The sequence below is a fragment of the Mycobacterium szulgai genome, from assembly GCF_002116635.1.
GTDB classification, from domain to species: Bacteria; Actinomycetota; Actinomycetes; order Mycobacteriales; family Mycobacteriaceae; genus Mycobacterium; species Mycobacterium szulgai.
Genome location: NZ_LQPW01000163.1, coordinates 1 through 23874 on the forward strand (window position 1 = coordinate 1; position 23874 = coordinate 23874).

Consider the following 23874-nt stretch of genomic DNA (forward strand, 5'->3'; position numbering starts at 1 on the left):
CCTCATACGCTGCGGCACCTACCAGACCGGTGACCACAGTGGGCACCGCCTTGCTTAACAGTCCTTGCCAAGCCATTTCGACCACTTCCTTTCGCGTTGACTCATCGCAGGTTGCGAGCGACCACAGCCATTAGTTGTCCGCATCGACACGCTTTCCGCGTCCGTTTGGCTCAGGTGCCGCGCCGCTCAGATCGATTTATACACTACCCCCCTACCGTATATGGCGGCGATGCGCCACGCCCCGCGTTTTCGGCGTGGCTTGTCCACCCGCTGCATGATCTCGTCGAGATCGGGCACGACCGCAACTGCCGCCGTCGCGGCGTTGTTTACTAGCAGCGGCGAGATGTCCGGGCTTGGCTGCGTTCCCAAAGCCGTTGCGCTCTCGGCGAGATGCTGCTGGTCGCCATCGCGGAGCCATTCGCGTTCCGCAGATGATCAGACGGTGTGCAGACCAAAAGTCGCACTGCGCTATGGCTGTGCCCATCGCGAGGGCCGGCCCACTGTGCGGTGCCCTCGGCATTGCGCGCCAAGAGCTAACTCTCAGCGGGTGTTACCCCAGTCCTGTTGGCATTGTTAGGTTTTGAGATTGCGACCAGGCGTCGTCGTCGCTGCATTCGAATGTGATGGGCAGCCGCTCACGTTTGCTGTCGCCTGTAAGGTGTCTGAGCACCAGAAGTCATCACAACCCGTGCGGCTGATGGTCGGGGGTGGCCACAATTCTCGCTTGACAGCGACGAAGGCGAACAGGGACCCCATCAGGCAAAGGCATAGTGAGAGCATCGGTTTCGATTCCGACAGCTCCACCATTAGGACAGCGTCCCGTCTACGGTGTCAATGTCGGGACACACGTGGTGACCGTGAACGCGGAACGGCCGGGCACGGTTCCGCTTTCTACCCCGTGGCGAGGGCGATCACCGACAGCGAGGCGTCGTCACCCGTACCGACGTTGCTGACGTAGACGGTGCCGTCGGGGCTAACTGCCACTCCCCACGGCATGCTGCCGACGGGCACGGTGGCGATTACCGTGTTGTAGGTGGCACCGGTGGGGTCGGTGTCGATGACCGTCACGGTGTTGCAGCTCGCGAAGTTGGCGACATAGGCCAAGGTGCCGTCCGGGCTGAATGCCACCTGGCTGGGGAAACTGCCGGCGCCGACGGAAGCGATGACGGTGTTGCTGGCGGTGTCGATCACCAACACCGTGTTGCCGTTGGAGCTGGCGACGTACACGTGGGTGCTGTCGGGGCTGATTGCCACCCCGTGCGAGTAGTAATCCACGCCGACGGTCGCGATGACAGTGTTGTAAGTCGGGTTCGCCGGGTCGGTGTCGATCACCGACACTGAGCTGCCGAAGGTATTGACCACGTAGGCGCGGGTGCCGTTGGGGCTGACCGCAATTCCCCACGGGCTGGAGCCGACGGGAACGGTGGCGGTGACGGTGTTGGTGGCAGTGTCGATCACCGACACTGAGCCCGGGCCATGCCAGTTGAAGTTGTTGACGTAGGCACGGCTGCCATCGGGCGTTACCGCAACCCCCTGCGGACCGGTGCCGACGACGACGGTGGCGGTAACGGTGTGGTAGGTCGGGCTGGCGGGATCGGTGTCGATGACCGACACCGAGTTGCCGCCAGCGTTGGTTACATAGGCATGGGTGCCGTCGGGGCTGACCGCCACGAACGCCGGAGCGCCCCCGACGGCGACGGTGCCGATGACGCCGATGGTGGTGGTGTCGATCACCAACACCGTGCCGGCGGTCTGGGCGGCCACGTAGGCGCGGGTGCCGTCGGGACTGAAGGCCGCCCCGTAAGGACTGCTGTCGACGGGGATGGTGTGGGTGACGGTGGCTTGCCCCGGTGAGATGGGCACGGAGACGGTAAGGAAGGTGGTGCCGCCGTGGCCGTCGGTGATGGCGAGGGTGAAGCTGTCTGTTTCCGGTTCGGGTGTTTGGCCAGCGCGCAGGCGGGCGGCGGCGGTCGGGACGTAGGTGAACGAGCCAGCTGGGCCGACGCTGAGGGCGCCCCGCGACGGCGTAGCGCTGACGGTGTAAGTCAGCATGTCGCCGTCCGCATCGATGGGGGTGAGCGAACCGGCGACGACACCTGTGTCGGGATCGGGGTCACCGACGGTGGCGGTGCAGGTGGGCGCGGTGTTGGCGGGGCTGATCGGAACACTGACCGCGACGGAGGCTGTGCCGCCGTGTCCGTCGCTGATCACGGCGGTGAATGAGTCCTGTTTCTGGTCGGGGGTGGCGTCGTCGGCGGCGGCGCCGTGGCGAGCGACGCCCGTCGGCGTGTAAGCGAACGAACCGTCGGTGTTGATGACCGCGGTGCCACCCTTGTCGCTGGTGACCGGGCTCGTATAGAACAGGGTGTCGCCGTCGGGGTCGGTGACATGCAGTGCGCCATCCACCAAACCTGTGTCGGCGTCCACGGTGCCGATCGTGTAAGCCGGATCCCCGACCACCGGCGGTCGATTCGGGTGGGGTGGGGTGGTGGCGTGAGTATCGATCACCGACACGGTGTTGGCGCCATAATTAGCGACGTAAAGGTGCTTCGCGTGGACCGCCATCGCGATCGGGTTGTTGCCGACGGTGATCGCACCGACAACGGTGTGCTTTCTGGAGTTGACGACCGTCACGGTGCCGTCGAAAAAGTTGGACACATAAAGGCGTTGACCGCTGCCGACCACCCCGATCGGATGGTTGCCAACCGCGATGCTGGCGCTGACTGTGTTGGTGGTGGTGTCGATCACCGACACCGTGTTGCTGTCGGCGTTGGCGACGCAGAGCCGGTGACCGCTGAGCACCGCCACTCCGTGCGGACTATTGCCGACGGCGATGGTGGCGATGACGGTGTTCTTTTTCGTGTCGATCACCGAGACCGTATTGCTGCCGTAGTTGGTGACATAGAGGCGGTCTGCGCTGAACGCGACATTGAGCGGGCGGCTTCCTACGGTGATGTTGGCGACGACGGTGTTCTTCTTGGTGTTGATCACCGTCACGGTGTTGTTCATGTGGTTGGTGACGTACAGACGGTCACCGTGGATTGCCAGTGCGGCTGGCTGGCCGCCGACAGTGATGGGTGCGCCCTCAACCGTGTTGGTCTTGGTCTTGATCACCGTCACGGTGCCGTCGTTGAAGTTGGCGACATAACCATGGTTACCGCTGAGGGCTATACCGCCTGGAGAGTTGCCGACAAGGATGGGTGCGCCGATTAGGGTGTCCGTCTTGATGTCGATCACCATCACGGTGTTGTCGAGATTGTTGGTGAGGTAAAGGTGGTCACCTTTGATCGCCAACCCGGTCGGCCCGTGGCCGACGGCAATGGTATCGATGACACTGCCTGTTTTCGGTTGCGCACGGACCGCGACCGCTTTGAGGTCGTGATTGATGATGCCAACGCCAGAATGCTTCGATGAACTCATTTTCTTTCCCCGCGTTAATTCGCCAACTCGTTTGCCGGAGGCTTCTTTTGGCTGCGACCGACGCTAATCGCCGACACCGGCGACGCACTAGTGACCAAAGTCATCTCGGCGAAATCGATGGACATGCGACGCGTCCAAACCATTCGATCTTGGTGAGCTCGTTCGCGAGGTGTACGTCAGAGCGCCGCTGGCCTACTCACGGCGGAGTATCTCGAACAGTCCGCGCTGACAGGGCACGCGTAGGAACGCTTGGCGCGGTCTTCGTTGACGACTGCCCGACCATGGAGCGACTTGCCGAGAGCGGAACTATCCAGGCCTTGCGGTCCATAACGGCAGACCAAACGTCAAGCACTGAATGACCTAAGGGTACTTTCAGGTTCCGAATATCGCTCGTAGCCAAGCAAAAAGGACGAAACCACCACGGTTCGCCGAGCCCGGTGATCGTGATTGCGCTGCCGCGAATGACGCCGTCGAACACAGCTGATTGGCCGCGACCGGTCTGGCAGAAGCCAACGTCCGCGGACTTTCACGACGTTACGATGAGCCGGACCTTAATCGGAGTGCATCGGCCCGTGCCAATGGCTTGGCGGGGTGTGTCGAATGTCGTTTGTGATTGCAGCACCGGAGATGGTGGCTTTGGCGGCTTCGGATCTGGCGGGTGTCGGCTCGATGATCGGTGCGGCTAATGCGGCTGCGGCGGTCTCGACCACCAACATGATGGCCGCTGCTGGTGACGAAGTTTCGGCGGCAGTCGTGTCGCTGTTTTCTAGCCACGCCCAGGCGTATCAAGCGGTGAGTGCGCAGGCGGGGGCATTTCACGACCAGTTTGTGCAGGCCTTAGGCGGTGCGGGCGGCGCGTATTCGCTGGCCGAGGCAGCGGTCGCCTCGCCGCTGCGGCGCCGGTGTTGACGGTAAGCCCGGTGAGGTCTCCGCCGCCAACGGGAACCCCACGGCCGGCGCCGGCGGCACCGCCAGCGTCGGCGGCGGTGGAGGCGGCGGCGCCGCTATTGCCAACGGTGGCGCGAGCTCCACGGGCGGCGCAGGCGGCGGCCCCTAGGGGATAGCGGCTCCGTGACGAACGACGGGATGCGCCGCTATCAACGCACCCTCGGGTAGCTGGCCGATAATGTGGCCGGGACGGGGCTAAGTCCTTCCGGGTCCTTCCGAGGCATAACCGGCGACAACGAGATCGTCCTCGACGACCCGAAGGTGAGCCCGCATCACGCGACGATCATCGACACCTGCGCCAGCTCGTTGATCAATTATCTGCGGTCGGCCAATGGAGTCGCGTTGACGCACCCGCGTGTTCGCGGTTCTGCAACGCTCTGCGACGGTGACGTCGCCCAACGATAGCGCCAGCGAGATCGGTCCGGAGCTGACGGCGACGGTATCGGGCGATGAAATACGTTGCTACCCAAGGAAATGACTGGTTGCCTCGCCACGAGGCCGACGGTCACGACAGGCTGCGGGCGCGGCCGGCTAGAGGTGATGCGGCGGTTGCTCGTCGCGCAGCCGGCCCTCGTCCCACACCTCGCGCACCTGCTCCTCGTCGCCGAACCTCTCGATGTCTTCGGGCGTGACGTGCATCCGCGGCGGTTTCGGGGCGGCGCGTGGTGGATGTGGTGGTTCGCTGGGCATACGGCGATTGTCTCTCTTATAGACGGAAAGTTCCGACCGGCACCGCGGTCGCGACGCTGATTTCGATTCTCGATGAGGTGCTGAGGATGAGGTGCTGGGGGTGGCGTGCGTTGAGCGGCCGGCTGCCGACCGTAATGGTGCCGGCGACGGTGTCTTTCTTGGTGTTGATGATCGGCATGGTGCCGTTAATGTGGTTGGTGACGTAGAGCCGGTCACTTTCGAACTGCGTCGGACCGTTTGCCGCAGAAGGCTATTCGGTTGAAATCGCACAACGCCAATCACTCGGAGTATCGGGGCCACCAGCGGCCCAAGTCCTTCGCTAAGAGCAATGGCGCCGATGCGCGACTACGGTCGCGTGAAGGGCCGTACTAGCCTGGTGGAGTTGAAGATTCGTAGCAGGGGAGTGTGGTGAGCAGCAGCGAGATCATCACCGTCAGGGTCAAGCCCGGCAGCCGGAAGGGGCCGCTCGTCGAGGCCGGCACCGACACCGATTTGACAATCTACGTGCCCGAGCGTGCGGTGGACGGCAAGGCCAACGCTGCGGTGTCTCGCCTCCTCGCACACCATCTTGGTGTAACCAGTGGGCAGGTAGAGCTGGTGGCTGGCGCCGCTGGACGGCTGAAGCGGTTCCGTGTGCTGCCCTGAGATGCCGGTGTCCGGCGGTTCAAGGTGGCTTACGGAAACCCGCCGCCAGTTCGCACGCGTTCTGTCCGACACCGGGCAGGCGCAGGCCCAACGCACTATCGACACATCTTGCGTGGGCATCAAGCGTCCCGTCACCATTGAACAGCGTGAGCCCCAATTCTTCGCAGTCGCGCGAACCGCGCTCCTCCCGCTCGGCGCCGCGCCGAATTATGACCTCACGCGAGCCCCGCCCCCTAATGACCCGCCAACACCGCCTTCGCCTGACACAACCTGTCGCGAAGCGACGACCGCTGGCAGCAGTTCTTTGGAGTTACCTCGCCAAGCCATTCACGTCGAGCGGCTGGTCGAAGGTCCTTCCCCTGGCTACGGCTGTGGCTGCCGTTGGGGGGCTGGTGTTTTCGGGTTCAAACCTGCAACAAATCAAGCATCAAGCCGTCCTCTCCGAGCAAAGCCAGAATGCTGACCGCTTTCGCGAAGCGGTTGGACAGATCGGTGAAGGAAAGATCGACGTCCAGTTGGGCGGCATCTACTCGCTCGAACAGCTCGCTCGGGATGCCCCGCCGTATCACCGCGTCGTGTTCGAAGTGATGGGCGCATATCTTCGCACCAACGCTACCCAGCGGGAGTGTCCGCGGGACTCGAAGTGTTCCTCGGACTGGAAGTGTCCCGAGCAGGACCGTTTGCCCACTGTCATCCAGGCCGCGTTAACGGTGATAGGGCGCCGTGAAATGCCGCGAGACGACGGCGACGACGAAATTGACCTCAACAAGACATGCTTACGCCGAGCGACGCTTGACGGCGCGCGCCTGAGCAAGGCTAACCTCCGCGGCGCCGACCTCCGCGACGCAGACCTTGACGGGGCGAATCTCAGCGGACGGCGGACGGACCTCAGCAACACAGACCTGCGTTACACATATCTCGACAACACAAACCTCAGCGAGGCGAACCTCAGTTGGACGGACTTCAGCGAGGCGCACTTCGGCCGGACGAACCTCAGCGGGGCGGACCTCAAGGGCGCGGACCTCCGCGGCACGGATCTGGCGCACACGAATTTGAGCAACATCTACTACGAGAAGTCGACAGTTTGGCCTGAACACTTCGTCCCCCCACCAAGTCGGCCACAGGAATAAAGTGACCCGCTGAAGTATGGCGTCAGTGGTCATCCGTTCGTGCTAACGTTCCCGGCCGGCACCGCCGTCGCGAAATGGCACCGATAGCGGCCACGAATATCGCGTTGCCCACGCTGCCAAGCGATTTGATTGCCCACCTTGCCGGCTTGGTATTCCAGAGATTTGAAGCCAGCGTTGTTGCGTCTCCGGCGGACATAGCAGACTCGTGTCCGACTCCGCGATCAAGCGGCGATTCGCTGCAGTAGGGACCTTCGAAGTCTGGAGAGGGGCCGTAATGCCCTGGTCAGACGCACCGACACGCGAGTACTGTCCGGTAGGTTCGGAGTTTTTGTCAGCGCCCCGGACGGAGATAATCTCGGTAAGGGAGTACGTAGATGTTAAACAGCCTAACTGTCCACAACAACGGCGTCCCTCAGCAGCGCGCACAGGATGCCGAGCTATTGAAAAAGTCTGGTGTGCACAAACTCGTCGTCGCTGACCGCGAGGGCAACTGCTTAGCTTTCGTATTGGCCTGGGACAGCTTCGACTACGACGCCGAGACCGATACCTACGTTTGCGTCGCTGACAGCGATGGCAGAGAACTCATGACCATGTACACCGCCGGTGAGATCAAGTCAGCACCCGGTTCGAACTTGTATGTCGTAACAGCGCCAATAGGCACCAACGGCTGCCGGACGTTGCAGGCCCTCTGACTCTCGAGCAGTCCCCACGCTGCAGCGTTCGCTGCCCTTGTGTCGGTGTGGGAATGTTTCGTGCATTCTGATGCTGGGGCGTGAACCGTCGCGGTCGGGTGGCCCGGCATGTGCGTTGACGGACGTCAAATGCATCAGTTTGGTGAACTGTTGGCTTCGGATGCAACCAGTGTTTCCATCGTTGCTCCAGTCGATCGCTCGGCTCAGCCTGCCGTAAATGCTTACGGGGGAGTGGCTTTCGGGAAATTGTGTCCCTCGGTGATGGCGATGCGAAGACAGGGCGGATTTGGCGATACGGCCGCACGACGATTTCGGCCGCCTCGCGCGGCGCGCGCTATAGGGGATACTCACATCGCTGAGGTTATGATAGACCGTTCGTACGGTTAGTTTATGCCGAAGGTGGAAGATGCCCAGATCGCCTGGCCGGCGTAGCGAGATTCTCGACGCGTTTGTCCGCTATGTCGCCGAACGTGGTTACGACAGAACGAATATCGGCGATATCGCCGACGAGCTTGGCATGTCCAAGGGCACCATCGTTCATCACTTCGGAACCAAGGCGCAGATGTTGCGGGAGCTCGAAGAAGCCCACCTGGCCCGCCAGTTCGATGTGCTGCAGTTGGTGTGGGAACGCTTGGCAGGACCGCACGAACGCATCGCCGCAGTAATTTACACCTCCGCGCTATTTCAGGTGATCGCCCGCAATGCGACGGTGGCAAGCCAGCGTGAAGTGGTTCAGTTGTCCGACGACCCGGCGATGCAGGAAGTGCGCAAGTTGCGCGACCGGCTGCAGGCGCTCACTGTCGACGAGATCCGCAACGGAGTGGACAGCGGTGTGTTCCGAAGCGTGGACGTCGAGCTGGCGGCACTTCAGCTGTGGGGCTCGCTGGAGTGGATGTGGGTGTGGTTCGACCCCAACGATTCTCGGACACCCGAACAAGTGGGCGCCGCCTTTGTGGACGTGTTCCTGGGCGGACTGCTGCTCGATCGGTTAGCGCTTAGCAAGTGGGCGAACCCCGATGCCGATGTGGTCTCTGTGGTTCACGAATGCCTTACCGCAGTAACGGGTGCCACGGATTGACCGCTTAGCCGCTGAAGGCTTTGCGCTGCAGAATAATTCGCAGTAGCGATAGGCGGCAACGCTGACCTTGTATTCAGCGATATCCTGACTGTACGTGTAGTCAGTATTTGCGAGCCTCGACCCCGCGGGCTGCGCCCGGGTGGACACGTTCAACACATCCGGCGCGGGCGGCCGATCAAACACCAAAATGCGTGATAACTCGGCAGAATGCCGGCTGAGGCTCGCGCAATGTTCGGGGCGGTCCGGTGCGGCGGAATGCGATGACGTAGATAGATTGACTGACCGTACGGTCTGATGCAATAGTGGCTGCGTGGCGCTAACGAGGGCGGCATGGAGCCGGCGGGCAGGTACTGACGCTGCCGGTTGGGAGGGTCACATGGTCGGCCGGCGTTGCGGACGAGGTAACGCGCTACGGCGCGAAGCCCGCCAAGGATCCATGCACCACACGCTGGGGCGAAGAGCCGGAAAATCATCGCCGCTGCCGCGAGGCGCGAAATACCTTCTGACAAAGCATTTTTCACCGACGCATGAACCGTCGGTCGCAAGAGTGTGGGGGGTGGGCCGATGACTACCTCGAAAGTGCTCGCCGGGAGATTGGGCAGCCACGTCCGGCCGGGCGCCGAAGTGGCCGGCGGGTTCTTCCGAATGTGCGTGCTGACAGCCAAAGCGTTGATGCTGCCGTTCGAGTGGCGCGAATTCATCTGGAACGGCTGGTTCCTGATGCGGGTATCGCTGCTGCCCACTATCGCGGTGTCCATCCCAGAAACGGTGCTGCTCATCTTCACCCTCAACGTTTTGTTGGCCGAGTTCGGCGCCGCCGACGTCTCTGGTGCCGGTGCCGGGATCGGCGCGGTCACCCAACTGGGCCCGATCGTGACGGTGCTGGTGGTCGCCGGTGCCGGGGGCACCGCGATCTGCGCCGACCTCGGCGCCCGCACCATCCGCGAAGAGATCGATGCGCTCGAGGTGCTCGGCATCGACCCCATCCACCGGCTGGTGGTGCCCCGCGTCGTCGCCTCGACCATCGTCGCGGTGCTACTCAACGGCCTGGTGATCGGCGTCGGCCTGGGGGGCGGCTACCTCTTCAGCGTGTACCTACAAAACGTCTCCAGTGGTGCCTACCTCTCCACGTTGACAGCGCTCACCGGTCTGCCCGAGGTGGTGATCGCGAACATCAAGGCCGCGACGTTCGGGCTGATCGCCGGCCTGGTCGGCTGTTATCGAGGCCTGATCGTTCGGGGCGGATCCAAAGGACTGGGCACCGCCGTCAACGAGACCGTGGTGCTCTGCTTCATCGCGTTATTCGCCGTCAATGCCGCGCTGACCACCATCGGCGTCCGGTTCGGAACGGGGCGCTGAGATGACCACAACCGCCATACTGCGTGCGCGCTTCCCCCGGGCGGCCGCCACGGTCGTTCGATACGGGGACGCGCCAGCGCGGCAAATGGTCGACGTCGGGCAGATGATCTGGTTTGCCCTGAGCGCCGTCGCGCAGATCCCCTTCGCGCTGCACCGCTACCGCAGAGAGTTCGTCCGGATGGTCGCCCAGATGGGGATGGGCACCGGCGCAATGGCGGTGGCCGGTGGCACCGCCGCCATCGTCGGATTCATCACCCTGTCGGCGGGCTCATTGGTTGCCATCCAAGGCTTTGCGTCTCTGGGCAATATCGGTGTCGAGGCATTCACCGGCTTCTTGGCCGCCATGGTCAACGTCCGGTTCGTTGCGCCGGTAGCCGCCGGTCAGGCGCTGGCGGCCACCGTCGGCGCCGGTGCCACCGCCGAACTGGGTGCCATGCGCATCAGCGAAGAGATCGATGCGCTCGAGGTGATGAGCATCAGGTCGATCGCCTATCTGGTGTCCACCCGGGTGGTGGCGGGCCTGGTCGTCATCATCCCGCTCTACGGGTTGGCGATCACCCTTGCCTTCCTCTCCGCGCAGGCCACCACGGTCTTGTTCTACGGGCAGTCCGCGGGCACCTACAACCATTACTTCCACACATTCCTGCGCCTCGACGACGTCGGCTGGTCGTTTGCTGAGGTGATCCTCGTCGCGGTCGTTGTGATGACCACCCACTGCTACTACGGCTACACCGCAAGCGGCGGCCCGGTCGGCGTCGGTGAAGCGGTCGGCCGGTCGATGCGGTTGTCGTTGATCACCATCGTCGTCGTGGTCGTCCTGACCGCGATGTCGATCTACGGCAAAAACCCGAACTTCAACCTCACCGTGTAGCCGCCATGACGAACCCGGTGAAGCAGAACCCGCCACGGACCCCGCCGTATAAGACCGCGACTGTGGTGTTCTCCCTGGTCGCCCTGGCGGTGTTGACCTTCGTATGGTTTCAATTCCGCGGCGAGCTCACCCCCAAGACGCACTTGACGATGGTGGCGCCCCGGGCCGGTTTGGTGATGGACCCCGGCTCGAAGGTCACCTACAACGGTGTGGAAATCGGCCGGGTGGCAAACATTTCGGAGATTCAGCGCGACGGCGTGCCGGTAGCTAAATTCACCCTGGACGTCAGTCCCAAATACATCAATCTGATTCCGGCCAATGTGGACGCCAACATCAAGGCGACCACGGTTTTCGGCAACAAGTTTGTGTCATTGACCTCGCCCAAAGATCCCACTGCTGAACGCATTAGCCCGCAGCATGTGATTGACGCGGGGACGGTGACGACGGAGTTCAACGCGTTATTCGAGACCCTTGTCTCGATCGCCGAGAAGGTGGACCCGGTCAAGGTGAATCTGACGCTGGCCGCGGCCGCGCAGGCGCTAGCCGGGCTGGGCGACAAGTTCGGGCAGTCGATCGTCAACGGCAACGCCATCCTCGACGACATCAATCCGCAAATGCCCCAGATACGGTACGACATTCAGCGGCTGGCCGCCCTGGGCGACACCTACGCCAACGCCGCACCGGATCTGTTCGACGCGCTCAACAATGCAGTGGTCACGGCGCGCACGCTGCACCGGCAGGAAGCCGAGCTGGATGCCGCGTTGTTGGCCGCGACCGGTCTGGGCAACACCGGCGAAGACATCTTCGCCCGCGGCGGGCCATACCTGCAGCGGGGAGCCGCCGATTTGATGCCGACCGCCCAGCTGCTGGACACCTACAGTCCGGAGATCTTTTGCACCATCCGCAATTACTACGACGCCGAGCCCCTGGGTTATGCGACGACGGGCGGCGGCAACGGCTATTCGCTGAAAACCATGACCGAGCTGACGTCCGGGCTGGGCGGCATGCTGACCCTTCCGGGATTGGCCGGGACTGTGCTCACCCAGGGACTCCTGGGCCTTGCCGGAGTGGTGGGTGGGGCGCCGAATCCCTATGTGTACCCGGACAATCTGCCGCGCGTGAACGCGCGCGGCGGCCCGGGCGGTGCGCCGGGTTGCTGGCAGCCCCTCACCCGTGATCTGTGGCCGGCACCGACTCTGGTGGTCGACACCGGCGCCAGTCTCGCGCCTTACAACCATGTGGATACGGGCTCGCCGTACGCAATCGAGTACGTGTGGGGCCGTCAAGTCGGGGACAACACGATCAACCCATGAAAATCACCGGCACCGCAATCAAACTCGGCATCGTCTCGCTGGTGCTGCTACTGATCACTGTGTCGATCGTCGTGGTGTTCGCACAGATGCGCTTCAACGACACCAACGGCTATACCGCGGAGTTCAGCAATGGCAGCGGGCTGCGCAACGGCCAATTCGTCCGCGCCGCCGGAGTAGAGGTCGGCAAGGTGAAGAAGGTGCTGCTGGTCGACGGCGGCAGCCGGGTGCGGGTGGACTTCGAAGTCGACCGCTCGATTCCGCTCTACCAGTCGACGACCGCGCAAATCCGCTATCTCGACCTGCTGGGCAATCGCTTTCTCGAGCTCAAGCGCGGCGAGGGTGAGGGTGCGGACCGAATCCTGCCAGCCGGCGGATTCATCCCGTTGTCCCGGACATCACCGGCACTGGATCTCGATGCCTTGATCGGTGGGTTCAAGCCGCTGTTTCGCGCCCTGGATCCAAAGAAGGTCAATACCATCACGTCGGCCATCATCACGGTGTTCCAGGGCCAGGGCGGCACCATCAACGACATCCTCGACCAGACCGCGCGGGTGACTGCGCACCTCGCCGAAAGTGACCAGGCGATCGGGGAAGTCGTCAAGAACCTCAACATCGTGCTGGACACCACGGTCAGACATCGCAAGGAATTCGACCAGACCGTCGACAATTTCGAACGACTGATCACCGGGCTGAAAAACCACGCCGATCCGCTGGCCGCCGGTACCGCGCACATCAGCAATGCCGCCGGGACGGTCGCCGAGCTGCTGGCAGACAACCGCACGCTGCTGCACAAGGAGATCAACTACCTGCAGGCTCTACAGCAGCCGCTCATCGACCAACGCGATCAGCTCAACGATCTCATTCACAAGACGCCCACCGCCCTCAACCTGATCGGGCGCAGTATCGGCCTTTACGGCGACTGGGTGAACTTCTACGTTTGCGACCTCACGATCAAGTGGAACGGACTGCAACCCGGCGGCCCCGTCCGTACGGTCAGGCTCTGGCAGCAGCCCACCGGTAGGTGCACGCCGCAATGAGAACACTCACTGACTTCAACCGCGGCCGGGTCGGGCTTATGGGCGTCACCGTGCTCTCACTCGTCGTGGCCGTAGGCCAGAGCTTCACCAGTGTCCCGATGATGTTCGCCAGCCCGAGCTACTACGGGCAGTTCACCGACACCGGCCAACTGAACAAGAACGACAAGGTGCGCATCTCCGGTGTGAATGTCGGCAAGGTGGAGGCGTTCGAGATCGACGGCGACCATGTCGTGGTCAAGTTCTCCCTGGGCGCCAACACAATCGGCACCGAGAGCCGGCTCGCGATCAAGACCGACACCATCCTGGGCAAGAAGGTGCTTGAGATCGAGCCGCGCGGAAACCAGACATTGCGGCCCGGGGGTATCTTGCCGCTGGGCCAAAGCACTACGCCTTATCAGCTCTACGATGCGGCCTTCGACGTCACCAAGGCGGCCACCGGCTGGGATATCGACACCGTCAAGCGGTCACTGAACGTGCTTTCCCAAACCATCGATACGACTTACCCGCACTTGAGCGCCGCGCTCGACGGTCTCGCCAAGTTCTCCGACACCATCGGTAAGCGCGACGAAGAGATCAAGCACCTGCTGGCTCAGGCCAACAAGGTAGCCAGCGTCCTGGGTGACCGCAGCGAACAAGTCAACCGATTACTGGTCAACGCCAAGACGCTGCTGGCGTCGTTCAACGAACGTGGGCAGGCCATCGACGCACTGCTGGGCAACATCTCCGCGCTGTCGGCCCAGGTGCAGGGATTCATCAACGACAACCCGAACCTGAATCCCGTGCTGGAGCAATTGCGTTCTCTCAGTGATCTATTGGTGGCACGCAAGGATGACTTGGCTCAAACCCTCACGTACGTAGGCCAATTCGCCGCATCGCTGGGAGAATCCGTCGCGTCGGGGCCGTATTTCAAGATCGTTCTGTCCAATTTGCTGCCCTACTGGATCCTGCAGCCGTTCGTCGACGCCGCTTTCAAGAAGCGCGGTATAGACCCCGAGGACTTCTGGCGCAGCGCCGGCCTGCCCTCGTTCCGTTGGCCCGACCCCAACGGCACCCGCTTCCCCAACGGGGCACCCCCGCCGGCACCTCCGGTGCTGGAAGGCACGCCGGAGCATCCGGGACCGGCCGTCCCGCCAGGAACGGCGTGCTCCTACGTGCCCGCCCCCGATGCGCTGCCGCGGCCGTGGAACCCGATGCCGTGCGCGGGCGTCGACGTCGGACCGTTCGGTGGCAGTTTCCCGGCACCACTGGACGTGCAGACGTCGCCGCCCAACCCAAACGGTTTGCCGCCGACACCGGGAATCCCGATTGCCGGACGGCCGGGCGAGCCTCCTCCGGACGTCCCCGGAACCCCGGTGCCGCTGCCGCCCAACGCGCCGCCTGGGGCGCGCACCGAGGGCCTGCAACCCGCCGGACCAACTCCGCCGGCGTCGACGTTCGCACCGGGACTGCCGCCCGGGCCGCCCGCGCCGCCGGGACCCGGGCAGCAGCTGCCGGCACCGTTCATCAACCCGGGCGGAACGGGAGGCAGCGGCATCACGGAAGGTAACCAGAATTGAGCACTGTCGCTATCGGCAAACCGCGGCTGAAAACGGTCATCGGATGGCTGGTGGTGGTCCTGGTCGTCGTCGCCGGCTACGTCGGCTGGCAGTTCTACCAGGCGTTGACCACCAACACCGTGGTCGCATATTTCCCCGAGGCGAACGCGCTCTATCCCGGCGACAAGGTCCAGATCATGGGTGTTCGAGTGGGTTCGGTCGACAAGATCGAACCCGCCGGCAACAAAATGAAAGTGACGTTCCACTACAGCAACAAGTACAAGGTCCCTTCCGACGCGTCCGCCGTGATCGTGAACCCCACGCTGGTGGCCTCGCGGAGCATTCAGCTGGAGCCGCCTTACAAAGGTGGTCCGGTGATGGCCGACAACGCGGTGATTCCCATCGAACGCGCCCAAGTGCCAACGGAGTGGGACGAATTGCGCGACAGCGTCGCCAACATCATCTCCAAACTGGGTCCCACACCCGAGCAGCCCAAAGGCCCGTTCGGCGACCTCATCGAGAGCTTCGCCGACGGGCTGGAGGGCAAGGGCAAGCAGATCAACACCACGCTGGACAGCCTGTCGCGGTCATTGTCTGCGCTCAACGAGGGCCGTGGCGACTTCTTCGCGGTGGTGCACAGCCTGGCGCTGTTCGTCGATGCCCTGCACAAAGACGACCAGCAGTTCGTCGCGTTGAACACGAACCTGGCTCAATTCACCGACAAGCTGACCGGGTCGGACCGCGAACTGGCCGATGCGATAAAGCAATTCGACGGTTTGCTCTCCACCTTGCGCCCGTTCTTGACCAAGAACCGTGAGGTGCTCGCGCACGACATCGACAATCTCGCCAATCTGACCACTACGCTGGTCCAACCCGAACCGCTGAACGGTTTGGAGACCGGCCTGCACGTGCTGCCCACGCTGGAGACGAACCTCAGCCAGATCTACCACCCATCGCACGGGACCCTCATGTCGATTCCGGCAATCCCGAACTTCGCCAACCCAATGCAGTTCATGTGCAGCATGATTCAGGCCGGCAGCCGGCTGGGTTATCAAGAATCCGCCGAACTGTGTGCGCAATATCTCGCGCCGATTCTCGACTCCATCAAGTTCAACTATCTGCCGTTCGGACTCAACCTGTTCAGCACCGCCGAGACGCTTCCCAAAGAAGTCGCCTACTCCGAGCCAAGGCTGCAGCCGCCGAACGGCTATAAAGACACCACGGTGCCGGGGATATGGGTGCCCGACACCCCGCTGTCGCACCGCAACACCCAGCCCGGATGGGTTGTGGCGCCGGGCATGCAGGGCACCCAGGTCGGGCCCATCACCGGTGGCCTCCTAACGCCGGAATCCCTGGCCGAATTGATGGGCGGCCCCGATATCGCACCCCCGGAGTCGGGGCTGCAGACCCCGCCGGGACCGCCCAACGCGTACGACCAGTACCCGGTGTTGCCGCCGATCGGCTTGCAAGCCCCGCAGGTGCCGATCCCGCCGCCGCCACCGGGACCCGGTGTGATCCCGGGACCGGTCGCCCCCACACCCGTGCCTGCTGGATCACCGCTACCGGCGGAGGCGGGTTCGTGAGCGCACTGCGCGGATTGACCGCGCGCACCAGACACCGGGCCTGGCAGTGGCTGGCACTACTGATGGCCGGGCTGGCCCTGACGTCCTGCTCGAGCTGGCGCGGAATCGCGAACGTTCCGATGCCCGGCGGTCCCGGCAGCGGGCCGGGCTCCTACACCGTCTATGTGCAGATGCCAGACACGTTGGCGCTGAACAACAACAGCCGGGTGCGGGTGGCCGACGTATTCGTCGGCACGGTGCATGCAATCAAACTGAAGAACTGGGTCGCCACGCTGACAGTGAGTTTGGACAAGAGCGTGAAGTTACCCAAGAACGCCACCGCCAAGATCGGGCAGACGAGCCTGCTGGGTTCTCAGCATGTGGAGCTGGCCTCGCCACCCAACCCCTCGCCGGAGCCGCTGAAGGACGGCGACACCATCCCGCTGAAGAATTCGTCGACATATCCGACGACCGAGCAGACGCTGGCCAGTCTGGCCCTGATCTTGCGCGGCGGCGGCATCCCGAATCTTGAAGTGCTGCAGAACGAGTTGTACAACATCCTGAACGGGCGCGCCGACCAGATCCGGGCGTTCCTCAACAAGCTGGACACCTTCACCGCGCAACTCGACCAGCAACGCAACGACATCACCCGAGCCATCGACTCCACCAACCGGCTGTTGACATACGTGGGTTCGCGCGCCGACGTTCTGGACCGGGTGCTCACCGACTTCCCGCCGCTACTCAAACATTTCGCCGACAAACAGAACCTCTTGATCGACGCAGTCAACGCCGTGGGCGGGCTCAGCCAGGTCGCCGACCAATATCTCTCCGACTCCCGGAGCAACATCCACCAAGACCTGCTGGCCCTGCAGTGCCCATTGCGCGAACTCGGACGTGCGTCGCCGTATCTGATCCGCGCCCTCAAGCTGATCCTCGTGCGGCCGTTCGACATTGACGCCGTACCCAAGTCATTCCGCGGCGACTACTTCAACCTGTCGCTGACGCTCGACCTGACCCTGAGTGCTGTCGACAACGCCGTGCTCACCGGGACCGGATTCTCCGGGGCGCTGCGCGCACTGGAGCAATCGTGGGGCCGCGACCCCGAAACGATGATTCCCGACGTCCGGTACACGCCGAATCCCAACGCCGTCCCGGACGGGCCGCTGGTGGAAAGGGCGGACCGGCAATGTTGACCCGTTTCGTTTGGCGCCAGTTGATCATGTTCGGCATCATCAGCACCGTCACAGCGATCGCACTGGGCTGGTATTACCTGCGGATTCCCACCGCCCTCGGCATCGGCCAATACACGCTCAAGGCTGACCTGCCCAGGTCAGGCGGCCTGTACCGGACGGCCAACGTGACTTATCGCGGTGAAACCATCGGCACGATCACCGCCGTCGAGCCGACCAAGACGGGTGCCGAAGTGACGATGAGTATCGCTAACCGCTACCAGATTCCGATTGACGCTTCGGCGAATGTCCATTCGGTGTCCGCGGTCGGCGAGCAGTACCTGGACCTGGTGTCGGAAGGCAATCCGGGCAAATACTTCTCGCCGGGACAGACCATCACCAAGGCGACGGTTCCGACTGAGATCGGGCCGGCACTGGACGCCGCCGACCGCGGGCTGGCCGTGCTGCCCAAGGAGAAGATCGCCACGCTGCTCGACGAAACAGCCCAAGCCGTCGGCGGATTGGGCCCGGCGCTGCAACGGCTGGTCGATGCCACCCAGGCGCTCGCCGGCGACTTCAAGACCAATATCGGCGATGTCAACGACATCATCCAAAACTCCGGGCCGATCATCGACAGCCAGGTCAACTCGAGCGAGGCGATAAAACGCTGGTCGCACAATCTGAATGTGCTGGCCGCGCAGAGCGCGGAAAACGACCAGTACGTGCAACGCATCCTGACCCGGGCGGCGCCGACGGCCGATCAGGTCAACGCGGTGTTCGGCGACGTCCGCGATTCGCTGCCGCAGACGCTGGCAAATCTCGAAATCGTGCTGGACATGCTCAAGCGCTACCACAAGGGTGTCGAGCAATTGCTTGTTGCCTATCCGCAGGGCGCCGCGGAAGGCCAGACGGTGACGGCACCGTTTCCCGGTTACGCGACGCTGGACACGGCGCTGACCATCAACCAGCCCCCACCCTGTCTGACGGGCTTTCTGCCGGCTCCGCAGTGGCGGTCTCCGGCGGATACCAGCCTGGCGCCGATGCCCTCGGGGACATATTGCAAGATCCCACAGGAGACTCCGGCCAACGCCGTGCGCGGCGCGCGCAACCTGCCGTGTGTGGATGTACCGGGGAAGCGGGCAGCCACGCCGCGAGAGTGCCGTTCCTCCCAGCCGTATGAGCCGGCCGGCACTAACCCGTGGTACGGCGACCCCAACCAGATCCTCACCTGTCCAGCGCCCGCGGCGCGCTGCGATCAACCGGTGAAGCCCGGCATCGTCATCCCGGCCCCGTCGGTCAACAACGGCATGAACCCGGCGCCCGCTGACCGGGTGCCGGGGACGCCGCCACCGATCAGTGACCCGTTGTCGCGGCCGGGATCGGGGACGGTGCTTTGCAACGGGCAACAGCCCAACCCGTGTGTCTATACCCCGGGCGGCCCTGCCACCGCGCTGTACAACCCGCAGAGCGGCGAACTGGTGGGGCCCGACGGCGTCAGATACTCCGTCGAGAACTCGACCAAAACGGGAGACGACGGGTGGAAGGACATGCTGGCGCCGCAGCGCTGAACTACCCCGATGTTCGCGTCGACGGCAATTCCGGCAACCGGACCGGTTACAGTACCGGCGGCCCAATCAATCATGTTGGCAGTAAACGAATTTCACCACAGCGCGGTCTCGTCGGCCCAGTAATGAGCCAACCCCCGAACAGTTGACACTGACCGCACGTACAGTCATATACTGGAGGTGATGCTGTGCGGCTCTGCGCACGCAGCGATCGGAGCGAAATGCGGGAAGTGATTGGCCTAGGCCAACTTCGGAGCAACGCGTGCACGTACCTTGAGCGGGTTGCCGCCGGGGAGACGATCGATGTTGTCCGTCGCGGCAAATTGGTGGCACGCATCGTGTCAGTCGGTGACTGGAGGGTGGCCCCGATTCCCGCGCGATCTGTGAAAGTGGCGCGCGACACCGGTGGGTGGGTCGGGCTTGACGAACTGCGCACGCGGGCCGGGCGGTGCTTCGATCGGGTTGAGGCTGGGGAGACGATTTTTGTCGTCCGTGCCGGCAAGCTACTTGCCCGGATCGTGTCGGCCGGTGACTCGACGATGACCCCGATCCCGGCGGACGATGGCGGTCCCATCGAACTTGACGAACTGCGAAAGCGGGCAGGGCGCTATTTCGACCAAGTTGCGGCAGGGCAGACGATTGAGGTCATCCGCAGCGGCAAGCTGGTTGCTCGCATCGTGTCCGCCGCCAGCGGTTAGTGCCGTGGCTGCACCGCCGATCGAGTAGCAACCGTCATCCCAGATAGTTGGCGCTTTTCGCGTCGTCCCACTATCTTCTTCGGGGTGATCTCCTCAGCTGCTGGTGCACTCGCACGTTGGATGGTTCCCTTTATGGCGGTTACCGCCGTTGCCGGCACGGCTTTGGTAGCCGACCCGCCGCAGGTCGGACAGGCCCCGGCGATGCGTCTGGTCGATGCGTCCAACCCGTTGGCCGGGCAGCCCTTCTACGTCGACCCGGCGTCGGCGGCCATGGCCGCGCACAACGCCAATCCGGGTAACGCCCAGCTCACGGCCATCGCCAACACGCCGCAGGCCTACTGGATCGACCAGGCATTTCCGGCCGGTTCGGTCGGCGGCACGGTCGCGCGGTACACCGGCGCGGCCCAGGCCGCCGGCAGCATGCCGATTCTGACGCTCTATGGAATCCCGCATCGCGACTGCGGCAGCTACGCATCCGGTGGATTCGCGTCAGGCGCTGACTACAAGCAGTGGATCGACGCCGTCGCATCCGGCCTGGGTGGGTCGCCGGCCGCGATCATCGTCGAACCCGACGCACTCGACATGGCCGACTGCCTGTCGGCTGACCAGCGCCAGGAACGCTTCGATCTGATCCGCTACGCGGTCGACACGCTGACCCGCGACCCGGCCGCTGCGGTGTACGTGGACGGCGGGCACTCACGTTGGCTGAGCGCCGAGGAAATCGCTAACCGGCTCAACCAGGCCGGTGTCGGCCATGCCCGGGGCTTCAGCCTCAACGTCTCGAACTTCTTCACCACTGATGAGGAGACCGGCTACGGAGAGGCGGTTTCGGGGCTCACGGGCGGATCGCACTACGTGATCGACACCGGGCGCAACGGTGCCGGACCCGCGCCCGATGGAGCGCTCAGCTGGTGCAACCCGAGCGGTCGCGCCTTGGGCACCCCGCCCACCACGGCTACCGCGGGCGCGCACGCGGACGCCTACCTGTGGATCAAGCGTCCCGGCGAATCCGACGGTTCGTGCAACGGGGGAGCCCAGGCCGGCCACTTCGTCAGCCAGTACGCCATCGACCTGGCCCAGAACGCGGGGCAGTAGCGCACCTCGAGCCCAGGCCTCACCCCACCTGGTGACGTTGCTCTTCTTCTGTCTTCGCCACGACGGAGTCATATAGCGCGGTGTCCGCGAGTAATCCGTGGGTGTAGATCTCTAGGGCGGGCAGCAGCATGTCCTTGCCGTAGTCGCGCAAAACGGCAGCCATATCGCTCGGGTTCTCGTGCATGTGCAGGTAGAGCAGGAATCCGCCGCCACCGGTCATCGCCAGAAACTTGGCTCGTGCCTTGGGATCACGGCTGGGCCGAATAGTGCCGGCGCGAACGGCATCCTCGATGTAGCCCTCGGCGTTGTCGATCATCTGATCCATCAGAGCACGGCCCAACGCGCCACCAGAAAGCATGCTGCGCACCAGGTATTCCATCATTGGCGCGTAGGACTCGATCTGCGCCACCTGCTCGAACCAGGCCTCGGGTGAAACCGATTGCAAAGCTTCGGATTTCGCTGATCTGATCGATTCTGCGATGTAGTCGTCGCACGCTTCGCGCAAGCCCTCTTTGGACCCGAACTCGCGCACTAACAGCTCAACGTCGACACCTGCTGCCGCGGCGACTGCCGACAATTCCGCTTCGAAGCCGTGCTTGCCGAAATGGCCGACCGCCGCATCAAGAATCCGCGCCCGTGTCTCTTGTTCGCCGGAAAGATCCGGCCCAGCGGCTACCGTCTGTATCGTCATCGTCTCCTCCTGACACCAGTCGTGCCGGCCAGGCGAATTCGCCTGTGCTGTCGGAAACATAACGACGGCCGCCACTGTCGATCTAGGGCCTTTGGGCCATCGGGTCACTGTGACGAAAGGCCTTTGAGCCAGGGACTTCGGCAGGACGCCTCGAAGACCGAAGCACCACCGGGCGGTTTCGTTCGGCCCTAGGGGCCCAACCGCCGAAATGGTCGGATCAATACCAAGGGCGACCGAGGAGGCAACCATCATGACGACAAGGTTCTGGACCTTGGCCGCAGCCTCGGAAACCACCGCTTTCGACCACCCACGGACCGGCCTGCAGTCCCTTCTGCAGACGGCCAACCATTTGACCTTGGGCTGGCTGAATCGGCCATTCACGCCGACGATGACCGTTTATCACATCACCGATCAATTGCATGCCGGGCGCGTGGCCGACGTGCCGGCTGACCAGATCGCGCCGACAGTTTCGGCTTGGCTGGCTGAGCTCGGTGTCCAAAGCCCATTGGTCGAGGATCTGGCGCGTGCAGCGCGGGCCGGCGACTGGCCGGCCGTTTATGCCGTCGGCGAGCACCTATCCGTCGAGGTAACACTTGCCGCCGCGGCCTAGCCCGGGGAGCGAATCGAGCCTTCCGGTAATGGCACAAAGTCCCGTCCATAAAGGACGCCGTGCTCTCGTATCGGCGCTCGGATCGGGCGATTGTCGAAAGCAGGACTTCCTGGCTCGAAAGGAACTCAAGTCATGAACGCACTCTTCCCAGATGCAGGCACGATCCATACGGTGTTGACGCTGGCTTCGCGCGCGCCGTCGGTTCACAACACGCAACCGTGGCACTGGCGCGTGGGTCAGTCGAGCCTGCATCTGTACTCCGATACCAGCCTGCAACTGCCCCACACCGATCCAGATGGCCGCGACCTGTTATTGAGCTGTGGCGCGGCGCTGAATCACTGCATCATCGCGCTGGCAGCCACCGGGTGGCAGTCCAAGGTGTCCCGGCTGCCGAATCCGGCAGATCCCCAGCACCTGGCAGCAATCGAGGTGTCCCCTCAAACACCCGATCAACTCGACATCATGCTGGCCGCGGCGATACCGCGGCGCCGAACCGATCGCCGGCAGTACGGCTTCTGGGAGGTCCCGGTCGCCGACATTGCCCTAATGGCCGCGCGGGCCGCTCGCAATGGGGTGGCGCTGCATCGAGTCGAAGCAGTGAACAAGCTGAATGCCATTGTGTCACAGTCGGTTACAACGCACGCCGCGGATCCCGAATACATCAGCGAGCTTGCGACTTGGAGCGGGCGGCATGCCTCGGAGGTTGGTGTTCCGGCCCGCAACACGCCGGCAACAGACCCGGCCGCCACGATCCCCAGTAGGCGTTTTGCCGCCCCTACGCTGGCCATGCCTCGCAACGAACTCGTCGACGTCGACACCGCCGTAGTTCTCGCACTCGGAACCCACACCGACGACCGCTTGGCGCAGCTGCGCGCTGGGGAGGCCACCAGCGTCGTGCTCCTCACCGCGACAGCGATGGGGCTGGCCAGCTGCCCGGTCACCGAACCGCTGGAAATCCCCGAGACACGTGCGGCCGTCCGCGCCGATGTTTTCGGCAACCAGAGCTACCCGCAGATGTTGCTCCGGGTGGGCTGGGCACCGATCAACGCCGATCCGTTACCGGCGACGCCGCGACGTGCGTTCTCCGAAACCGTTGAATGGCTGACTGATCCGGAACCAAGCGATGTCCGATAGATCCGATAGGGAGGCCTTCACCCTGAATCCGCACACCTGGCTGATCGCGCGCATCGTTGGCCGCAACCCGCTGCTCAGGCGCTCCGACCGCATCGAAGCCTTTGTCATCGTGCTGGCTCTGGTTGTGTCGCTGGTCGCTATCCCGGTCACTGGTGTGGTGGGCGCGTCCGTCTACAGCGCGCGCTGGCGGCAGTACGACCAGCAGGCGCACACGCGTCATACGGTCACGGCAACAGTCATCAGCGCGAGGGCGACCGCCGAACGGGAGTCCAACCAGGCTGTTGTGCAGGCAAAGTGGCCGGTGGGCGCCGACGAGCGCAGTGGCTCGTTCGAACACCGCAAGCCGGTCAAACCGGGCGACCGCATCCAGGTTTGGGTCGACACCGCAGGCAACCTCACCCCGCCGCCCACCCCGGCTTGGCGTGCAGTGGGCGATGCCGTGCTCACCGCGATGACGGTGCTGTTGATCGTCGGTTTGGCGATCACCTGGCTGCGGAGTGTGGTCGGGTCGAGACTGGACCGAACCCGCGACGCGCAATGGGAGCATGAGATCGCCTGCTTGCAGGAACATGGCGGCCGCACGAATTGGCATTGACGAGCACGTGTCGAGTATTGACGGGTAAAAGTTCTAT

At 63.6% G+C, this 23874-nt stretch carries 22 protein-coding genes and 2 pseudogenes; 19 read left to right on the forward strand and 5 right to left on the reverse strand.

Annotated features, from left to right (window positions below; genetic code table 11):
• Both AWC27_RS33370 and AWC27_RS24360 read right to left on the reverse strand, forming a co-directional pair.
• Positions 1 to 76, reverse strand: a 76-nt coding sequence (locus AWC27_RS33370; RefSeq protein WP_139836672.1) for a DUF1490 family protein, incomplete at its 3' end; no start/stop codon positions are given.
• Between the two features lie 815 nt (positions 77 to 891).
• Complete coding sequence (locus tag AWC27_RS24360; protein WP_085672829.1) at positions 892 to 3420, reverse strand: beta-propeller fold lactonase family protein; 2529 nt, start codon at positions 3418 to 3420, stop codon at positions 892 to 894.
• 600 nt (positions 3421 to 4020) lie between these two features.
• Here AWC27_RS24360 and AWC27_RS24365 point away from each other — a divergent pair.
• A pseudogene (locus tag AWC27_RS24365) lies at positions 4021 to 4468 on the forward strand (PE family protein); the annotation flags it as partial.
• A gap of 80 nt (positions 4469 to 4548) precedes the next feature.
• Positions 4549 to 4773, forward strand: a complete 225-nt coding sequence (locus AWC27_RS24370) for an FHA domain-containing protein (protein ID WP_308207042.1) — start codon at positions 4549 to 4551, stop codon at positions 4771 to 4773.
• Between the two features lie 126 nt (positions 4774 to 4899).
• On the opposite strand, the gene AWC27_RS31355 is transcribed toward AWC27_RS24370, so the two are convergent.
• Complete coding sequence (locus AWC27_RS31355) at positions 4900 to 5058, reverse strand: hypothetical protein (RefSeq protein WP_169726858.1); 159 nt, start codon at positions 5056 to 5058, stop codon at positions 4900 to 4902.
• Positions 5059 to 5074: 16 nt separating this feature from the next.
• Positions 5075 to 5257, reverse strand: a pseudogene (locus tag AWC27_RS30525) (hypothetical protein); the annotation flags it as partial.
• A gap of 209 nt (positions 5258 to 5466) precedes the next feature.
• Here AWC27_RS30525 and AWC27_RS24375 point away from each other — a divergent pair.
• The 14 genes from AWC27_RS24375 (at position 5467) to AWC27_RS24440 (ending at position 20807) form a co-directional block, all read left to right on the forward strand.
• A complete protein-coding gene (locus AWC27_RS24375; RefSeq protein WP_085672831.1) occupies positions 5467 to 5703 on the forward strand; it encodes a DUF167 domain-containing protein in 237 nt (78 codons plus the stop codon).
• A 371-nt stretch (positions 5704 to 6074) separates the two neighbouring features.
• Complete coding sequence (locus tag AWC27_RS24380; RefSeq protein ID WP_169726859.1) at positions 6075 to 6833, forward strand: pentapeptide repeat-containing protein; 759 nt, start codon at positions 6075 to 6077, stop codon at positions 6831 to 6833.
• 374 nt (positions 6834 to 7207) lie between these two features.
• Positions 7208 to 7525: a hypothetical protein gene (locus AWC27_RS24385; RefSeq protein ID WP_085672833.1), complete on the forward strand. Its 318-nt coding sequence runs from the start codon at positions 7208 to 7210 to the stop codon at positions 7523 to 7525.
• A gap of 406 nt (positions 7526 to 7931) precedes the next feature.
• Entirely contained in the window at positions 7932 to 8603 is a 672-nt protein-coding gene (locus AWC27_RS24390) for a TetR/AcrR family transcriptional regulator (protein ID WP_085672834.1), read from the forward strand.
• 564 nt (positions 8604 to 9167) lie between these two features.
• Entirely contained in the window at positions 9168 to 9962 is a 795-nt protein-coding gene (locus AWC27_RS24395) for an MlaE family ABC transporter permease (RefSeq protein ID WP_085672835.1), read from the forward strand.
• Position 9963: 1 nt separating this feature from the next.
• The gene (locus AWC27_RS24400; RefSeq protein ID WP_085672836.1) at positions 9964 to 10833 is read left to right on the forward strand and encodes an ABC transporter permease; all 870 of its coding nucleotides are present in this window, start codon (positions 9964 to 9966) and stop codon (positions 10831 to 10833) included.
• Positions 10834 to 10838: 5 nt separating this feature from the next.
• Positions 10839 to 12146, forward strand: a complete 1308-nt coding sequence (locus AWC27_RS24405; RefSeq protein WP_085672837.1) for an MCE family protein — start codon at positions 10839 to 10841, stop codon at positions 12144 to 12146.
• Positions 12143 to 13183 carry a virulence factor Mce family protein gene (locus tag AWC27_RS24410; RefSeq protein WP_085672838.1) on the forward strand — a complete coding sequence of 347 codons (1041 nt, stop codon included), beginning with the start codon at positions 12143 to 12145 and terminating at the stop codon, positions 13181 to 13183. Before AWC27_RS24405 ends, AWC27_RS24410 begins: the two co-directional genes overlap by 4 nt.
• Positions 13180 to 14739, forward strand: coding sequence for a virulence factor Mce family protein (locus tag AWC27_RS24415; protein ID WP_085672839.1), 1560 nt, complete (start codon positions 13180 to 13182; stop codon positions 14737 to 14739). The genes AWC27_RS24410 and AWC27_RS24415 overlap by 4 nt, the downstream gene beginning before the upstream one ends.
• Entirely contained in the window at positions 14736 to 16301 is a 1566-nt protein-coding gene (locus AWC27_RS24420; protein ID WP_085672840.1) for a virulence factor Mce family protein, read from the forward strand. Before AWC27_RS24415 ends, AWC27_RS24420 begins: the two co-directional genes overlap by 4 nt.
• A 62-nt stretch (positions 16302 to 16363) precedes the next feature.
• Positions 16364 to 17473, forward strand: a complete 1110-nt coding sequence (locus tag AWC27_RS24425; protein ID WP_085672902.1) for a virulence factor Mce family protein — start codon at positions 16364 to 16366, stop codon at positions 17471 to 17473.
• Positions 17467 to 19017, forward strand: coding sequence for an MCE family protein (locus AWC27_RS24430; RefSeq protein WP_085672841.1), 1551 nt, complete (start codon positions 17467 to 17469; stop codon positions 19015 to 19017). The genes AWC27_RS24425 and AWC27_RS24430 overlap by 7 nt, the downstream gene beginning before the upstream one ends.
• 218 nt (positions 19018 to 19235) lie before the next feature.
• Positions 19236 to 19712 (forward strand): type II toxin-antitoxin system Phd/YefM family antitoxin, encoded by a 477-nt coding sequence (locus AWC27_RS24435; RefSeq protein WP_139837195.1) that lies wholly within the window; start codon positions 19236 to 19238, stop codon positions 19710 to 19712.
• Between the two features lie 120 nt (positions 19713 to 19832).
• On the forward strand, positions 19833 to 20807 hold the full coding sequence (locus AWC27_RS24440) for a glycoside hydrolase family 6 protein (protein WP_211281710.1): 975 nt from the start codon (positions 19833 to 19835) through the stop codon (positions 20805 to 20807).
• Between the two features lie 19 nt (positions 20808 to 20826).
• On the opposite strand, the gene AWC27_RS24445 is transcribed toward AWC27_RS24440, so the two are convergent.
• Positions 20827 to 21498: a TetR/AcrR family transcriptional regulator gene (locus AWC27_RS24445; RefSeq protein ID WP_085672844.1), complete on the reverse strand. Its 672-nt coding sequence runs from the start codon at positions 21496 to 21498 to the stop codon at positions 20827 to 20829.
• A gap of 250 nt (positions 21499 to 21748) precedes the next feature.
• Here AWC27_RS24445 and AWC27_RS33375 point away from each other — a divergent pair, with 250 nt between their 5' ends.
• The 3 genes from AWC27_RS33375 to AWC27_RS24460 all read left to right on the forward strand — a co-directional run bounded on the left by AWC27_RS33375 (position 21749) and on the right by AWC27_RS24460 (position 23837).
• A complete protein-coding gene (locus AWC27_RS33375; RefSeq protein ID WP_372516794.1) occupies positions 21749 to 22108 on the forward strand; it encodes a hypothetical protein in 360 nt (119 codons plus the stop codon).
• A gap of 132 nt (positions 22109 to 22240) precedes the next feature.
• Positions 22241 to 23242 carry an Acg family FMN-binding oxidoreductase gene (locus AWC27_RS24455; RefSeq protein WP_085672845.1) on the forward strand — a complete coding sequence of 334 codons (1002 nt, stop codon included), beginning with the start codon at positions 22241 to 22243 and terminating at the stop codon, positions 23240 to 23242.
• Complete coding sequence (locus AWC27_RS24460; RefSeq protein ID WP_085672846.1) at positions 23232 to 23837, forward strand: Rv1733c family protein; 606 nt, start codon at positions 23232 to 23234, stop codon at positions 23835 to 23837. Before AWC27_RS24455 ends, AWC27_RS24460 begins: the two co-directional genes overlap by 11 nt.
• Positions 23838 to 23874 lie beyond the last annotated feature (37 nt).

What these genes read in the sequence shown, in the direction of transcription:
- AWC27_RS24400 (WP_085672836.1), top strand. Translation starts at nt 9,964, where the DNA reads ATGACCACAACCGCCATACTGCGTGCGCGCTTCCCCCGGGCGGCCGCC.
- AWC27_RS33375 (WP_372516794.1), top strand. Translation starts at nt 21,749, where the DNA reads ATGACGACAAGGTTCTGGACCTTGGCCGCAGCCTCGGAAACCACCGCT.
- AWC27_RS24385 (WP_085672833.1), top strand. Translation starts at nt 7,208, where the DNA reads ATGTTAAACAGCCTAACTGTCCACAACAACGGCGTCCCTCAGCAGCGC.
- AWC27_RS24360 (WP_085672829.1), bottom strand. Translation starts at nt 3,420, where the DNA reads ATGAGTTCATCGAAGCATTCTGGCGTTGGCATCATCAATCACGACCTC.
- AWC27_RS24425 (WP_085672902.1), top strand. Translation starts at nt 16,364, where the DNA reads ATGGCCGGGCTGGCCCTGACGTCCTGCTCGAGCTGGCGCGGAATCGCG.
- AWC27_RS24415 (WP_085672839.1), top strand. Translation starts at nt 13,180, where the DNA reads ATGAGAACACTCACTGACTTCAACCGCGGCCGGGTCGGGCTTATGGGC.
- AWC27_RS24455 (WP_085672845.1), top strand. Translation starts at nt 22,241, where the DNA reads ATGAACGCACTCTTCCCAGATGCAGGCACGATCCATACGGTGTTGACG.
- AWC27_RS24390 (WP_085672834.1), top strand. Translation starts at nt 7,932, where the DNA reads ATGCCCAGATCGCCTGGCCGGCGTAGCGAGATTCTCGACGCGTTTGTC.
- AWC27_RS24445 (WP_085672844.1), bottom strand. Translation starts at nt 21,498, where the DNA reads ATGACGATACAGACGGTAGCCGCTGGGCCGGATCTTTCCGGCGAACAA.
- AWC27_RS24460 (WP_085672846.1), top strand. Translation starts at nt 23,232, where the DNA reads ATGTCCGATAGATCCGATAGGGAGGCCTTCACCCTGAATCCGCACACC.
- AWC27_RS24395 (WP_085672835.1), top strand. Translation starts at nt 9,168, where the DNA reads ATGACTACCTCGAAAGTGCTCGCCGGGAGATTGGGCAGCCACGTCCGG.
- AWC27_RS24430 (WP_085672841.1), top strand. Translation starts at nt 17,467, where the DNA reads ATGTTGACCCGTTTCGTTTGGCGCCAGTTGATCATGTTCGGCATCATC.
- AWC27_RS24435 (WP_139837195.1), top strand. Translation starts at nt 19,236, where the DNA reads ATGCGGGAAGTGATTGGCCTAGGCCAACTTCGGAGCAACGCGTGCACG.
- AWC27_RS24440 (WP_211281710.1), top strand. Translation starts at nt 19,833, where the DNA reads ATGGTTCCCTTTATGGCGGTTACCGCCGTTGCCGGCACGGCTTTGGTA.
- AWC27_RS31355 (WP_169726858.1), bottom strand. Translation starts at nt 5,058, where the DNA reads ATGCCCAGCGAACCACCACATCCACCACGCGCCGCCCCGAAACCGCCG.
- AWC27_RS24410 (WP_085672838.1), top strand. Translation starts at nt 12,143, where the DNA reads ATGAAAATCACCGGCACCGCAATCAAACTCGGCATCGTCTCGCTGGTG.
- AWC27_RS24405 (WP_085672837.1), top strand. Translation starts at nt 10,839, where the DNA reads ATGACGAACCCGGTGAAGCAGAACCCGCCACGGACCCCGCCGTATAAG.